The sequence below is a fragment of the Pseudarthrobacter lactosi genome (assembly GCF_055412785.1).
In genome coordinates this window covers 457,584-471,776 of record NZ_JBVAYS010000002.1, presented here as the reverse complement: position 1 = coordinate 471,776, position 14,193 = coordinate 457,584, and the positions used below count along the sequence as shown (strand labels likewise).

General features: G+C 64.9%; 13 protein-coding genes. 11 read left to right on the top strand and 2 right to left on the bottom strand.

From position 1 onward, the window contains the following. Positions 1-66: 66 nt before the first annotated feature. From ACZY0Q_RS12130 to ACZY0Q_RS12105, 6 genes are all read left to right on the top strand, one after another. Positions 67-1,263 (top strand): 5-(carboxyamino)imidazole ribonucleotide synthase, encoded by a 1,197-nt coding sequence (locus ACZY0Q_RS12130; protein WP_463917162.1) that lies wholly within the window; start codon positions 67-69, stop codon positions 1,261-1,263. Further along, positions 1,260-1,847 carry a 5-(carboxyamino)imidazole ribonucleotide mutase gene (gene purE / locus ACZY0Q_RS12125; RefSeq protein WP_463917160.1) on the top strand — a complete coding sequence of 196 codons (588 nt, stop codon included), beginning with the start codon at positions 1,260-1,262 and terminating at the stop codon, positions 1,845-1,847. The genes ACZY0Q_RS12130 and purE overlap by 4 nt, the downstream gene beginning before the upstream one ends. 10 nt (positions 1,848-1,857) lie before the next feature. Continuing rightward, positions 1,858-3,504, top strand: a complete 1,647-nt coding sequence (locus ACZY0Q_RS12120; protein ID WP_463917159.1) for an LCP family protein — start codon at positions 1,858-1,860, stop codon at positions 3,502-3,504. 79 nt (positions 3,505-3,583) lie between these two features. Then, positions 3,584-4,834, top strand: coding sequence for a mannose-6-phosphate isomerase, class I (manA, locus tag ACZY0Q_RS12115; protein WP_463917157.1), 1,251 nt, complete (start codon positions 3,584-3,586; stop codon positions 4,832-4,834). Between the two features lie 3 nt (positions 4,835-4,837). Next, a complete protein-coding gene (locus ACZY0Q_RS12110) occupies positions 4,838-5,812 on the top strand; it encodes a lipid II:glycine glycyltransferase FemX (RefSeq protein ID WP_463917155.1) in 975 nt (324 codons plus the stop codon). Between the two features lie 139 nt (positions 5,813-5,951). Then, complete coding sequence (locus ACZY0Q_RS12105) at positions 5,952-6,905, top strand: hypothetical protein (protein ID WP_463917154.1); 954 nt, start codon at positions 5,952-5,954, stop codon at positions 6,903-6,905. A gap of 96 nt (positions 6,906-7,001) precedes the next feature. Here ACZY0Q_RS12105 and glpX read toward each other — a convergent pair whose 3' ends face one another. Continuing rightward, the gene (gene glpX, locus ACZY0Q_RS12100) at positions 7,002-8,024 is read right to left on the bottom strand and encodes a class II fructose-bisphosphatase (RefSeq protein WP_181037131.1); all 1,023 of its coding nucleotides are present in this window, start codon (positions 8,022-8,024) and stop codon (positions 7,002-7,004) included. 219 nt (positions 8,025-8,243) lie between these two features. Between glpX and ACZY0Q_RS12095 the strand changes: the two genes are divergently transcribed. The 5 genes from ACZY0Q_RS12095 to ACZY0Q_RS12075 all read left to right on the top strand — a co-directional run bounded on the left by ACZY0Q_RS12095 (position 8,244) and on the right by ACZY0Q_RS12075 (position 13,535). Continuing rightward, positions 8,244-8,924, top strand: a complete 681-nt coding sequence (locus tag ACZY0Q_RS12095; RefSeq protein WP_463917564.1) for a DUF4245 domain-containing protein — start codon at positions 8,244-8,246, stop codon at positions 8,922-8,924. Positions 8,925-8,933: 9 nt separating this feature from the next. Beyond that, positions 8,934-9,548 carry a carbonic anhydrase gene (locus ACZY0Q_RS12090; protein ID WP_463917152.1) on the top strand — a complete coding sequence of 205 codons (615 nt, stop codon included), beginning with the start codon at positions 8,934-8,936 and terminating at the stop codon, positions 9,546-9,548. Between the two features lie 76 nt (positions 9,549-9,624). Then, the gene (locus ACZY0Q_RS12085; RefSeq protein ID WP_463917150.1) at positions 9,625-11,046 is read left to right on the top strand and encodes a class II fumarate hydratase; all 1,422 of its coding nucleotides are present in this window, start codon (positions 9,625-9,627) and stop codon (positions 11,044-11,046) included. Positions 11,047-11,178: 132 nt separating this feature from the next. Then, complete coding sequence (locus tag ACZY0Q_RS12080; RefSeq protein WP_463917148.1) at positions 11,179-11,838, top strand: TetR/AcrR family transcriptional regulator; 660 nt, start codon at positions 11,179-11,181, stop codon at positions 11,836-11,838. Next, positions 11,835-13,535, top strand: coding sequence for an MDR family MFS transporter (locus ACZY0Q_RS12075; protein ID WP_463917146.1), 1,701 nt, complete (start codon positions 11,835-11,837; stop codon positions 13,533-13,535). Before ACZY0Q_RS12080 ends, ACZY0Q_RS12075 begins: the two co-directional genes overlap by 4 nt. Positions 13,536-13,667: 132 nt before the next feature. On the opposite strand, the gene ACZY0Q_RS12070 is transcribed toward ACZY0Q_RS12075, so the two are convergent. Next, on the bottom strand, positions 13,668-14,138 hold the full coding sequence (locus ACZY0Q_RS12070) for an NUDIX hydrolase (RefSeq protein ID WP_463917144.1): 471 nt from the start codon (positions 14,136-14,138) through the stop codon (positions 13,668-13,670). Positions 14,139-14,193 lie beyond the last annotated feature (55 nt).

Genomic DNA, 14,193 nt, shown 5'->3' with positions numbered 1-14,193 from the left:
CCGAAAAGGGGGCCCCTCGGCGTCCCAAAGCCCGGATCCGGTGAGCTTTTCTGTAGGCTGGCACATGTGACTTTTCCAGTAATCGGCGTGGTTGGCGGCGGCCAACTCGCGCGCATGATGGCCCCGGCCGCTACCGCCCTCGGCTTTGAACTCCGTGTCCTGGCTGAGGCGGAGGACGTTTCAGCCGTATCTGCCGTGTCCACTTCACCGGTGGGTGACTACAAGGACCTCCAGACACTCCTCGACTTCGCGGACGGCTTGGATGTTATGACGTTCGATCACGAACACGTCCCCACGGACCACCTCCGGGCGCTTTTGGCCGCCGGCGTGAATGTCCAGCCCGGTCCGGACGCCCTGGTCAATGCCCAGGACAAACTGGTGATGAGGGCTGCCATCGACAGCTTGGGGCTCCCAAACCCCATTTGGGCTGCCGTGGCTGACGTAGCCGCACTTGTGGCCTTCGGCGACGAAACCGGTTGGCCCGTTGTCCTCAAGATGCCCCGCGGCGGCTACGACGGCAAGGGCGTTCGGATCATCGATTCCGCCGAGGCCGCCGACGAGGCGGCTCCGTGGTTCGAGGCCATGAGCCCGCTCCTCGCGGAAGCCAAGGTTGAGTTCAGCCGCGAATTGTCCGCACTCGTGGCCCGGACACCGGGCGGCGAAGCGAGGGCGTGGCCCGTGGTGCACACCATCCAGGTGGATGGCGTCTGCGACGAAGTCATTGCCCCTGCCCTGGATATCCCCCTCGAGGTAGCCGCGGCCGCGGAAGATGCGGCGTTGCGCGTCGCCTCGGAACTGGGCGTCACCGGAGTGATGGCGGCGGAGCTCTTTGAAACGCCGGGTTCAGGCGTCGGCTTCCTGATCAACGAGCTCGCCATGCGGCCCCACAACACCGGCCACTGGACCCAGGACGGTTCCGTCACCAGCCAGTTCGAGCAGCACCTGCGGGCGGTCCTTGACCTGCCGCTGGGTGCTACGGACATTCTGGGCCCGGTAGTGGTTATGAAGAATTTCCTCGGCGGCGACAACCAGGACCTGTTTTCCGCCTACCCTGCCGCCCTTGCCAGCGAGCCGGCCGCCAAGGTCCACTGCTACGGCAAGTCAGTGCGCCCGGGACGCAAGATCGGCCATGTCAACCTGGTCGGGACCTCCACGGATGATGTGGACTCGGTCCGGCAACGCGCAACCCGGGTGGCGGCCATCATCCGCGACGGCCGGGTTCCCACCGAAGAATCAGTACGGATTTCCGAGGAGAACGCATGACCACCGAAACCACCACCGGCAGCGCCGGCACCCGCCCCCGTCCCATCGTTGGGCTGGTTATGGGCTCAGATTCGGATTGGCCGGTCATGGAAGCCGCCGCGGATGCACTGGCTGAGTTCGGCATCCCCTTCGAAGCCGATGTGGTCTCCGCTCACCGGATGCCCACCGAAATGATCCGGTACGGCCAGACCGCCCACGAGCGCGGGCTGCGGGTCATCATCGCCGGCGCCGGCGGAGCCGCACACCTTCCCGGCATGCTGGCAAGCGTGACGCCCCTGCCCGTCATCGGCGTCCCGGTCCCGCTGAAGACCCTGGACGGCATGGATTCCCTCCTCTCCATCGTGCAGATGCCAGCCGGCGTCCCCGTCGCCACCGTGTCCATTGCCGGTGCCCGGAATGCAGGCCTGCTCGCGGTCCGGATCCTCGCGTCAGGAACGGACGAGCTGGCAGCCTCCCTGCGCGCCGGCCTCCTGGACTTCGCCCAGGAACTCAACGACGTCGCCTCCCGCAAGGGAGCCAACCTCAGGCAGAAAGTCAGCGAAGTCTTCGCCGACGGCAATGGTGTTCTCCGGGGCAGCCGTTAAGGAACCCGACATGTCCAGAAGCGAACCCCAGCAGCCAGCAACCGGCACAGTCATGACTGATCCCGTCCGGTATCCGTCCAGCGCCTCCGTGCCAGTCCGGACCAAACGGGGTTTTGCCCTGGTCCTGATGACCCTCCTGGTGCCAGGCAGCGCCCAAATTGTGGCCGGCGACCGCAAGCTCGGCCGCATTGCCCTGCGCGTCACCCTCAGCGCTTGGGCTTTGCTGGCGCTCACCCTGCTGATGTTGGTAGTGAACCGGTCGCTGGTGATCAACGTCCTCACCAATCAGTTTGCCTCGCTGGTGATCATCCTGGTCCTGGTGGCACTGGCGCTCGGATGGGCGTTCCTGTTCATCAACACACTCCGGCTGATCCGCCCTGTCCTGCTGGCACCGGCGGCGCGTCCCGCCGTCGGCATTGCCCTGGTCCTTGCCCTGGTCCTGAGCAGCGGCACGCTTGGGTATGCCGCGTACCTGCTGAACGTGGGCCGCAACGCCATCGGCAATATCTTCGCGGGGGGACCTACTATCGATCCCGTGGATGGCCGCTACAACTTCCTGATGATGGGCGGTGACGCCGGCGACGACCGCACTGGCAGGCGCCCGGACAGCCTCTCCGTGCTCAGCGTGGACGCCAAGACCGGCCAGACTGCCATCATCTCCGTGCCCCGCAACCTGCAGAACGCCCAGTTCAGCGAAGGCTCGCCCATGCGCGAGATCTACCCGGACGGCTACAACTGCGGCGACGAGTGCCTCATCAACGCCATCAACACCGAAGTGACGAATGACTACGCCGACCTCTACCCGGGCGTAGCAGACCCCGGCGCCCAAGCCACGCTCGAAGCAGTCTCAGGAACGCTGGGCATTACCGTCCAGGCGTACGTCCTGGTGGATATGGCGGGCTTCGCCAAACTCATTGACGCGATGGGCGGCATCAAAATCAAGGCCGGCGGCTGGGTTCCGATGAGCGGTTTCTTCGACGAAGCTACCCGCACCCATGGCATGCCATTGGGCTGGATTCCTGCGGGTGAACAAACACTCGATGGCGAGCACGCCCTCTGGTACGGCAGGTCCCGCGAATACGTCGACGACTATTCCCGGATCCAGCGTCAGCAGTGCGTCCAGCAGGCCATGCTGAAGCAGCTGGACCCTGCCACGCTGCTGTCCAAATTCGAGGACATCGCCAGCGCAGGCACCAAGGTTGTGGAGTCCAACATTTCGTCGTCCCAGCTCGGCAGTTTTGTGGATCTCGCCACAAAGGCCAAGGGGCAGGAGGCCAAGCGCCTCACCATCGGCCCGCCCGACTTCGACGCGTCCTTCTCCACGGTGCCTGACTTTGACATCATCCACGCCAAGGTGGATGAGCTGCTTGCCTCCGCGTCGGCACCGCAGGCCGTCGCGCCCGTCGACGGCCTGGTTGAGCCCGCCACTGCCGGCGGACGGCTGCAGGCGTCCGCACAGGTGCCAATGGCTGCGTTACTGGCAGCCGGTGGAGCCCCCGTGCAGACCGCCCCACCGTCGTCGGACTTCACGCCGGTAACCACAACGCCCGACGGCGAGCCGATCACCGAGGAGCTGCTGAACCAGCTCAAGCGCGAGCGTAACGAGGAAGCTATCCGCCAACTTGTGGCCACCAACGGACAATGTGCGCCGCAGTAGGCGCCTGCTGCCGTCCTGACTGCGTCGAACCCTGACCGCGTAGAACCACCGAACCGAAGACCAAGAACGGACACCGGCTGTGTACGAAATTGAGAACGTCCTCCGCGACTACGCTTGGGGATCCATCACCGCCATGGCAGGGCTGCTGGGACGCCCCGAGTCCGGCCGCCCGGAAGCCGAACTCTGGATCGGAGCCCATTCCGGTGCCCCTTCCATGGCCCGCCGGGCGGACGGCACCGTGGCAGCGCTGGATGCCTTGATTGCCGAAGATCCAGAACATTTCCTGGGCAGCGAATCTGTGGCCGAGTTTGGCCCGCGGCTCCCGTTCCTGACCAAGATCCTTGCTGCCGCCCAACCGTTGTCGCTCCAGGTCCATCCCAGCATTGAACAGGCCAAGGTAGGTTTCGGCCGGGAGAATGCTGAAGGCATTGCGCCCGATGCCGACCACCGCAACTACCGCGATGACAACCACAAGCCCGAAATGATCTTTGCGCTGACGCCGTTCGAAGCGTTGTGCGGGTTCCGGGCGCCGACTGAAACCCGGAAGATCCTGCTCCACCTGGCCGCCTGCTTCGACCGCGTGGAAACCGGGATCCCGCCCCTGTTGGTGGAGCTCGTCGACGTCTTGGAAAACCCGGATGAGGGTGCCGGTCTCAGGAGTGCCTTCGAGCGGCTGATCAAGGGCGGCGACGACGTCTCGCACACCACAGCGTCGGTGGCGGCCGCCCTGGCCTCCGGTGCTCCGCTGGCTCCGTACCAGGCGGAATTGTCCACGGTTATCAGCCTCAACGAGAAGTACCCGGGCGATCCGGGCGTCCTGATTTCACTGCTGCTGAACAGGATTTCGCTGGCCCCGGGTGAGGCCGTCTACCTTCCCGCGGGCAATGTACATGCTTACCTGCACGGCATGGGTGTCGAAGTCATGGCGTCCTCGGACAACGTGCTCCGTGGCGGGCTGACGCCGAAGTACGTGGACGTGCCCGAGCTACTGCGGACCGTGGAATTCCAGTCGGTGGCCATCCCCAGGCTCACTCCGGAATTCTCCGGCCTTGGCCAGGAGCTCTATCAGCCGCCTTTCCGGGAGTTCCAGCTTCAGCGGATCGAACTGGCACCCGGCGCAGAGCCGGTCCCGCTGGCACAGGCGGGAGCCGTCGTCGTCATTGTTGTTGCCGGATCGGTGTATCTCGATTCGCCCAAGGGCGACCTGCAGCTGGCCCACGGCGGCAGCGCCTTCCTGCCCGCCGCGGAAGCACCGGTAAATGTCCACCCGGTGGCCGGGGCCGAATCACCGGCCATTGCGTTCGCCGTGACCACGTCGCTGAAGGCCTGAGCCGTGGAATTCTTCCTGCAGACGCCCGCCTGGGCGGATTTCCAGTCGTCGCTGGGCCGCACCGTCCATCAGCAGTCCGGCCCAGGCTGGAGCTTCTTGGCGGTAGAGGAGAAGAACCCGGCCGGCAAGGTCCTGTACGCCCCCTATGGACCGGTGGCATCCACCGCGGAGGCGTTCGACGCCGCCCTGGCCGCCCTGGTGGCAACAGCCCGGTCGTGCGGGGCAGTGTTTGTCCGGGTTGAGCCGGTGTCCGCCGGGCTCGAGATGCCGGCCGGCGCGGAGCTTAGCCGGCGCGGCCTGCGGCCGGCACCCGTGAACCAGCAGCCTGAACTCAGCTGGATCGTTGACCTCGAAGGCGACTTCAAGGATGTCCTGGCCGCGATGAAGCCCGTGAACCGGAACCTTTACCGGAACATCCACAAGAAGGGCGTCACCTTCCGGACGTCACAGGAGCCGGACGACATCAGGATCCTGCTGAACTTCCTGCACATGACAGCCCGGCGGAACGGATTCAAGCCGCAAAGCGACGAGTACCTGACCCAGGTGGCGGCCTCCCTGATGCCCGCGGGCGCTGCGACGCTGTTCATCGCCGAACTGCACGGCGGGCCGATCGCTGCGGCCTTCGCCTACGATTCCGCGGACACCCGGACGTATGCCCATGCAGCCCTGGATGACACGCACCGCAAGCTCAGCGCTGGCATACCGCTCCTGGTGACCCTGATGGCGGACGCCAAGGACCGGGGCCTGAAACACGTGGACCTGTGGGGCGTTGCGCCCGCGGACCAGCCCGACCACAAATGGGCGGGATTCACCGCGTTCAAGAAGTCCTTCGGCGGCCACGAGGTGGCGTACCCCGGCACCTGGGACTTGCCCGTGAAGAAGCTCCGCTACAACGCCTATCAGCTGGCCCGCAAGCTGCGCGACAAGCTCCGCACACTCCGCTCCCCCGCTTCAACGCCCGCCCGAACGAACACTTAAGCCCCTCCCCCTGGCGCGAACGTACACTTGGGGCCCCAAAAGGCGCCGATTTAGGGCCTCAACTGTACGTTCGCGCGGAGGTGTGACGCTGGCCTGTGGATAACAGCCTCGGGCCCTCGCGTTTCCTGCACACTGAAGCATGGCTCTCTCACCGCTCCCTGACGAGCTACTGGCAGGTTCCTTCACCCCGGCCATCGCGGCCGGCTCTGGCGTTTCGCGCAAACGGCAGCGGCAACCCGACGTCAGCATTCCATCCCGCGGCATCCGCATACCTCTTCATGGGAATTCGGCCGCGCCTGCGAACCTTCGCGCGTACACGGCGCTGGACAATTCGTCTGCCCTGACGCATCACTCAGGAGCGAGGGTATGGGCACTCGGGCTTCCGCCTTGGCTTGAGGAGGACTGGCAGATCCACATCGCCCGCGGCCGGTCAGACGGAAAACCCAGGCGCAGGAACGTGGTTGGCCACCGGTTGACGTTCCAGCCGGGTGAAGTTGTGATGTACGACGGCGTCCGCGTCACCTCGCCTGCGCGGACGTGGTTGGATCTCGCGAGCCTCTTGACCGTCGACGAATTGATCGCCGCTGGGGACTCGGTTGTCGTGGCACACGGGCCTGACTTCCCCCGTCCGAAGGAGCCTCTGGCCAGCATCGGCGATCTGCGGCGGATGATGGCCTCCCATCCAGGCATGCGGGGCATGAAGACGGCACGGCTGGCCATCGACGAGATACGCGTCGGGGCCGATTCGCCGCAGGAAACGAAGATGCGTTTGGCCCTGTCCCGGACCAGCATTGGCGAGCCGGTCCTTAACTGTGTGATTCGCAACAGCTGGGGCCAGCCCGCCGTTTGGCCCGACGCCGCCTACCCGACACAAAGAATCTCCCTGCAATATGACGGCTTCCATCACTCCGACCCACGGCAGGCCCGGCTTGACGCTGCCCGACGCGCAACGACCGAGCGCCTCGGCTGGAATGAAATCAGGGTCTTCAAGGACGACCTCGAGGGCGACAAGCCCTTTCTGCTGGAAAAGATCAGGGCAACACTGAGGCGGCCGGGCGGCCAGTCTGAGGGCCAGTCCACCAGCAGGGCGTGATCCCTTGCGCGAACGTACAGTTGAGGCCCCGATTCCGCTCGAATCGGGGCCTCAACTGTACGTTCGCGCGTCCCCCGAGGGGGCGCAGGGGCGAACCTAGTTCTTGCGGGCGTAGCCTTCCCACTTGCTGGCCTGGTGCTCGCCGTCAACAAAGCGGATGGTGCCGGACTTGGAACGCATCACGATGGACTGGGTGAGGACCTTGTCCTTGGAGTAGCGGACACCCTTCAGGAGGTCGCCGTCGGTGATGCCGGTGGCCGCGAAGTAGCAGTTGTCGCTGGACACGAGGTCGTTGGTGGACAGCACGCGGTCCAGGTCGTGGCCGGCGTCGATCGCCTTCTGCTTCTCGTCATCCGAGGTGGGCCAGAGCCGGCCCTGGATGACGCCGCCGAGCGACTTGATGGCGCAGGCCGCAACGATGCCTTCCGGGGTGCCGCCGATGCCCATAAGGGCGTCAACGCCGGTGCCGGAGCGGGCTGCGGCAATCGCGCCGGCAACGTCCCCGTCCATGATGAACTTGGTGCGCGCACCGGCTTCACGGATCTCTTCGACCAGGGGGCGGTGGCGGTCGCGGTCAAGGATCATGACGTTGAGCTGGTTGACCTTCACGCCCTTTGCCTTGGCGATCAGGTGCAGGTTCTGCTTGACCGGCAGGCGGAGGTCCACCATGTCGGCGGCTTCCGGGCCCGTAACGAGTTTCTCCATGTAGAACACGGCGGACGGATCGAACATGGAGCCGCGCTCAGCCACGGCGAGAACGGCCAGGGCGTTGTTGATGCCAAGGGCGGTCAGGCGCGTGCCGTCGATCGGGTCAACAGCAACGTCGCACTCAGGACCGGTGCCGTCGCCAACGTGTTCGCCGTTGAACAGCATCGGGGCTTCGTCTTTTTCGCCTTCGCCGATGACCACAACGCCGTTGAAGTGGACTGTGTGAAGGAAGGAGCGCATGGCGTCAACGGCCGCGCCGTCAGCTTTGTTCTTGTCGCCGAAACCAACCCAGTGGCCGCCGGCGATGGCCGCAGCCTCGGTGACGCGGACAAGCTCAAGGGCTAGGTTGCGGTCTGGCTCGTCGATGCCCACGGCCAGGGAGGGGGAAATCGTGGAGTACTGCTGGGTCATAGGCGCTGGTGACACGTGAACCTCTTCTTCGAGTGGCGATCATTGGACCCGCGCGGCCGGATTCAGCCGGTGCGGTGATTCCTCTGGTACTGATCATAGTCGTGGCGGCGCCTTAGAAGCGTGGCATGACGCAGCCCTGCAACATGGACCTTCCGTCTCGGGCCATCCCCCGACTGTGAGTTGCGCCTGAACATGGGCGACTATAGAGGGGTGAGTGAAATGCAGGAAAAGACCAGTCCCGGGACCGACCCCTCCAACTCCGGAGCTGAAGGCGACGGCGCAGGGACGGCCGAACCAGCCTCCGTGCGCCCAGTGATCCCGGCCGCAGCGGCAAAACGCGCCAATGCCTCCGTGATCGGCATGATCGTTGCCTTGGTGGTCAGCATCGCTGCCTTCCTGCCCGTCATCCTGATGAACCCCCTCCCCAAGAGCGAGGGATTCCGCCCGGACATCGATGTCAGCGCCGTGGCCCGGAACGCCACGGATGTGGCAGGATTCACACCGGTGACACCGGACACGGGCAAGTCGTTTACGTCCAACTACGCACGGTGGGAGTCCGGCAGCGGCAGCGGCGTTCCCACTTGGGAAGTTGGCTATCTGACCCCGAAGGATTCCTTCATCGGCCTGGTCCAGACCCGCCAGTCCAACCCCACCTGGCTCGTCCAGCAGACCAAGAGCGCTCCTGTGACAGGAACGCGTGCGGCCGGCGGACAGGAGTGGGAGCTGCGTGACACCGGCAAAGGCGAGAAGAGCATGGTGCTGAATTACCGCGGAACCACCGTTGTCCTGACGGGAAGCGCACAGCTGGACGAATTCGCCGAACTCGCCACCGCCGTCGTGCAGTCCATGGATGCCAACCCGGCCGTCACAGTTTCACAGTCACCCAGCACCGCCCCGTAAAGTAGGCCCGTGGCTACCTATCTGACCCCTGCCCTTGCCTGGCGCCGCATGCGCGAAGGCAACGAACGTTTTGTTGCCGGCGAATCGTCGCACCCGAACCAGGACGCGTCCCGCCGGTCTTCGCTGGTGGAGAACCAGCACCCGTTTGCCGTGATCTTCGGCTGCTCGGACTCCCGGCTCGCCGCGGAGATTATCTTCGACCTGGGCCTGGGGGACGCCTTTGTGGTGCGCACCGCCGGCCAAGTAATTGACGACGCCGTATTGGGCTCCCTGGAGTACAGCATCAGCGTGCTGGGGGTGCCGCTGATCGTGGTGCTGGGGCATGACAGCTGCGGCGCCGTCAGTGCCACCAAGTCGGCAGTGGACACCGGCAACATGCCGGTGGGCTTTATGCGTGACCTGGTGGAGCGCATCACGCCCTCGGTATTGACGGCCATGCGGAACGGCGAGCACGAGGTGAACGACATGGTGGTGGAGCACGTCAAGCAGACGTCTCAGCGCCTGGTGGACAGCTCCCGTGTGATTTCCGCCGCAATCGAGAACGGCCGCGCCGCGGTGATCGGCCTCTCTTACAGCCTTGCCGAGGGCCGCGCGAACGTGGTTTCCGGGATCGGCGACGTCTAGGCCCGGCCGGATTCGATCCCCGTAGCATGCGGTTCACGGTTTTAGTCCGGGCCCCGAATCGCCCTAAGCTAGCCCCATGACTTCCACTGAAGAATTCCGCATTGAACACGACACGATGGGCGAAGTCCGCGTCCCCGTGAACGCCCTGTACCGTGCACAGACGCAGCGTGCAGTTGAAAACTTCCCCATCTCCGGCAAGACCCTGGAGCGTGCGCACATTGAGGCGCTCGCCCGGGTCAAGAAGGCGGCCGCGCAGGCCAACGCAGAACTTGGGGTGCTCGACGGCGAGCTGGCCAAGTCGATTGCTGCCGCCGCCGATGAGGTAGCTGCCGGCAAGTACGACGGAGACTTCCCCATCGACGTTTTCCAGACCGGCTCCGGCACGTCCTCGAACATGAACATGAACGAGGTCCTCGCCGAGCTCGCCACCCGCGCCCTCAAGGCCGCCGGCAGTGACAAAGTTGTCCACCCGAACGACCACGTCAACGCCTCGCAGTCCTCCAACGATGTCTTCCCCACCTCGGTCCACGTTGCGGCCACCTCGGCCCTGATCAACGACCTCATCCCGGCGCTCGGCTACCTCGCCGAGTCCCTGGAACGCAAGGCCGTGGAGTTCAAAGACGTCGTCAAGTCCGGCCGCACGCACCTCATGGACGCCACCCCGGTGACGCTCGGCCAGGAGTTCGGCGGCTACGCAGCCCAGGTCCGTTACGGCATCGAGCGCATCAACGCAGCACTCCCCCGTGTTGCCGAAGTTCCGCTTGGCGGCACCGCGGTGGGTACGGGCATCAACACCCCGGCAGGCTTCCCGGAGCGCGTCATCGAACTGCTCGCAACGGACACCGGCCTGCCGCTGACCGAAGCCCGCGACCACTTCGAAGCCCAGGCCAACCGCGACGGCCTCATCGAAGGCTCCAGCCAGCTGCGCAACATCGCGATCTCCTTTATGAAGATCAACAACGACCTCCGCTGGATGGGCTCCGGCCCCAACACCGGCCTCGGCGAAATCGCCATCCCGGACCTCCAGCCGGGCTCCTCGATCATGCCGGGCAAGGTCAACCCCGTCATCTGCGAGGCATCCATCATGGTCTGCGCCCAGGTCATCGGAAACGACACCGCCATCGCCTGGTCCGGCACCAACGGCGCCTTCGAGCTCAACGTCGGCATCCCCGTGATGGCCGCCAACCTGCTCGAGTCCATCCGCCTGCTGGCCAACACAAGCCGGGTCATGGCGGACAAGATGATCGACGGCATCACCGCGAACGTGGAGCGCGCCCGCTTCCTGGCCGAAGCTTCCCCCTCGATCGTGACGCCGCTGAACAAGTACATCGGCTACGAAAACGCGGCGAAGATTGCCAAGAAGGCCGTGGCCGAGGGGCTCACCATCCGTGAGACCGTCGTCGCCATGGGCTTCCTGGAGCGCGGCGAGGTCACCGAAGAGCAGCTGGATACCGCGCTGGACGTTATGTCCATGACGCGCCCGCCGCACAAGGCCTAACCCAGCCCAAGGCTCGCAAACGAGAAGTACGACGGCGGCCGGCACCTTCCCCACGGAAGGCGCCGGCCGCCGTCGTTCGTCGCGCCTGCATTCTTTTTGCACTCTTGATGATTTAGTGCAAAACTTTACTTTGTGGATAATAGTGCAAACATCGACGGCGGCCTCCGGGAACGCAAGCGCCAGAAGACGCGGCAGGCCGTCACCGCCGCGGCGCGTTCGCTGACCGCAGCCAAAGGACTCAACGGCTTCACGGTGGAAGAGGTCTGCGAAGAGGTGGGCATCTCCCGCCGCACGTTCTTCAACTACTTCCCCACCAAGGAAGACGCCATCCTCGGCCACCACGACGACGAGCACCCCGGCGAACTCATGGCCGGCTTCATGGCCGGCGGCGGCGAACCAGGAACCATTTCCGAGTCCCTGCTGGCCGACCTCATCCAGCTCACCCTGGACATCTGGGCGTCGAAAGTGGATTCCGAATCCGCCACGGACGTCCGCCAGCTCATCGCCGCCATCAAGAAAGAACCTCAGCTGGTGGCAAAGATCGTCGGCATCAGCGCCGAACGCGAGGCCGCGTCGCGCCAGCTCATCGCCCAACGTGAAGGCGTCCCTGCCGATCATCCTCTAGTGGTCATGGCCGTCACAGCGATCACCGCTGTAGCCCACCACGCGCACGAAACCTACTTCTCGGCGTCGAACATCCGCAGTTTCCCCGAACTACTCCTCGAAGACGCCCAGGCCCTCAAATCCCTGTTCGCGCAGAGCCTCCCCACCACCTCCGAAGGATCATCATGAGCACCACTGCCAGCCCCAAGGCAGCAGCCGGCCCACTGCTGCTGACCCAGAAACGAATCTGGATCATCTTCTCGGCGCTTATTGCCGGCATGCTGCTCTCCAGCCTCGACCAGACCATCGTCTCCACCGCCATGCCCACCATCGTGGGTAAGCTCGGCGGCGTAGAGCACCAGGCCTGGATCACCACCGCCTACCTGCTGGCCACCACCATCGTGATGCCCATCTACGGCAAGTTCGGTGACGTCCTGGGCCGCCGGAACCTGTTCCTTGTAGCCATCGCCCTGTTTACCCTTGCGTCCGTGGGCTGCGCCTTGGCCACCGATTTCTGGGGCTTTGTCATCTTCCGAGCCATTCAGGGCCTGGGCGGCGGCGGGCTGATGATCCTCTCGCAAGCCATCATCGCGGACATCGTTCCTGCGAAGGACCGCGGCAAGTACATGGGACCCCTGGGCGCCATCTTCGGCCTCTCGGCCGTGGCCGGCCCACTGCTCGGCGGATTCTTCGTAGACCACATGACCTGGGAATGGGCTTTCTACATCAACATCCCCATCGGCATCGCCGCGTTCGTCACAGCCTGGTTCACGCTGACGCTGCCGAACAAGAAGGCCGAGAAGCGGATCGACATCCTGGGCGTGATCCTGCTCTCCGCAGCCACCACTTGCCTGATCTTCTTCACCGACTTCGGCGGTAAGAAGGACGAGGGCTGGGATTCACCGCTGACGTGGGCCTTCGGCGCCGGAATGCTCATCTCCGCCGCAGCTTTTGTAATGGTGGAACGCCGTGCGGAGGATCCCATCATCCCGCTCAGCCTCTTCAAGAACCGGATCTTCGTCAACGCCACGGCCATCGGCTTCACACTCGGCCTGGGCATGTTCGCCGCCATCGCCTTCGTCCCTACCTTCCTGCAGATGTCTTCCGGGACCTCAGCCGCTGAATCCGGGCTTCTGATGCTGCCCATGATGGTGGGCCTCATGGGCATGGCCATCTACTCGGGGATCCGGATCTCCAAGACCGGCAACTACAAGATGTTCCCCATCCTCGGCGCCTCCCTGACCATCGCGGCGATGCTGTGGCTGACCACCCTGACCGCAGAAACGCCCATCTGGGTCATCTGCGTCCAGCTGTTCGTGTTCGGCGCAGGACTGGGATCGATCATGCAGGTCATCGTCCTGGTGGTGCAGAATTCTGTCCCCGCGGATCAGATCGGCACGGCAACCAGCACCAACAACTACTTCCGCGAAGTCGGTGCGTCCCTGGGCGTGGCAGTGTTCGGCGCGATTTTCACCAACCGGCTTTCGGAGTCGCTGACGAACGCGTTCACCGGCGCCGGAGCATCCGCGGAACAGGCGTCGCAGTCCACGAGCACACTGGACCCGCAGGCCCTGAGCCAGTTGCCTGACCAGCTGCGCGACGCAATCGTGAACGCCTACGCGGACTCCCTGGCGCCAGTCTTCTGGTACTTGGTGCCGTTCATCGCCGTCGCGCTGATCCTGGCCATCACCTTGAAGCAGATTCCGCTTTCGGACACCGCTGGCATGGTGGCCCGGGGCGAAGCCATCGGCGGCGAGCAGGCGGAACGGCTGGAGGCAGAGCACCTGGCCCTGCTGAAAGACGGGACGCTGAAGGAGCCCGCCGTCGCCGGCGCCCCGGACAGCCTGAAGGACGACGACGGCGAGCTGGCCTCCCAGCGCCGCTGACCGGCGCCCTACGGCAGTAAGCCGCAGCGGCTGTTAGCCATAGCGGCGGACGCCGCAACCATAGCCTGCAGGGGCGCCGCGATCTTGGGGGTCGCGGCGCCCCTGTTGTTTGTCACCGAAGAGCTGCTCCGGTCACGGCTCGAAATGAGCCGCTTCCTCCGGCGACAGGGCACGGCGGATGCTGGTGAGGTGGCCCGGCATCAGCTCAGGGAGGCCGTCCAGGCTGAACCATCCGACATCCAGAGACTCGTCGTCGTTGACGCGTGCCGTGCCTGAGACATACCGGCAACGGAACACCACATCCAGGAATTCACAAACGTCGCCGTTGGGATAAGTGAACGGTCCTACGGTGCCCACCGAGACAACCCGTTCTGCCTCCGCCACCACCGCGGTTTCCTCGAAGATTTCACGCACGAGTCCCCGGGCTGGTGGTTCGCCCGGGTCGAGCATGCCGCTGATCAGTGCCCAGTGGCCGTTGTCGGCGCGACGGGCCAGGAGAACACGGTCGGAGTCGTCCAGGACCACCCCGCGGACACCCGGGACCCAAAGCGGGTCATGGCCGATTTTCTCGCGGAGCTTGAGGACGTAATCAGGAGCAGGCATTCTGCCAGCCTAGCGGCCGATTGCGGCTTGGGCGCCCGAACTGGCAGGGCACTAC

What these genes read in the sequence shown, in the direction of transcription:
- ACZY0Q_RS12105 (WP_463917154.1), top strand. Translation starts at nt 5,952, where the DNA reads ATGGCTCTCTCACCGCTCCCTGACGAGCTACTGGCAGGTTCCTTCACC.
- ACZY0Q_RS12085 (WP_463917150.1), top strand. Translation starts at nt 9,625, where the DNA reads ATGACTTCCACTGAAGAATTCCGCATTGAACACGACACGATGGGCGAA.
- ACZY0Q_RS12095 (WP_463917564.1), top strand. Translation starts at nt 8,244, where the DNA reads ATGCAGGAAAAGACCAGTCCCGGGACCGACCCCTCCAACTCCGGAGCT.
- ACZY0Q_RS12075 (WP_463917146.1), top strand. Translation starts at nt 11,835, where the DNA reads ATGAGCACCACTGCCAGCCCCAAGGCAGCAGCCGGCCCACTGCTGCTG.
- purE (WP_463917160.1), top strand. Translation starts at nt 1,260, where the DNA reads ATGACCACCGAAACCACCACCGGCAGCGCCGGCACCCGCCCCCGTCCC.
- glpX (WP_181037131.1), bottom strand. Translation starts at nt 8,024, where the DNA reads ATGACCCAGCAGTACTCCACGATTTCCCCCTCCCTGGCCGTGGGCATC.
- ACZY0Q_RS12120 (WP_463917159.1), top strand. Translation starts at nt 1,858, where the DNA reads ATGTCCAGAAGCGAACCCCAGCAGCCAGCAACCGGCACAGTCATGACT.
- ACZY0Q_RS12070 (WP_463917144.1), bottom strand. Translation starts at nt 14,138, where the DNA reads ATGCCTGCTCCTGATTACGTCCTCAAGCTCCGCGAGAAAATCGGCCAT.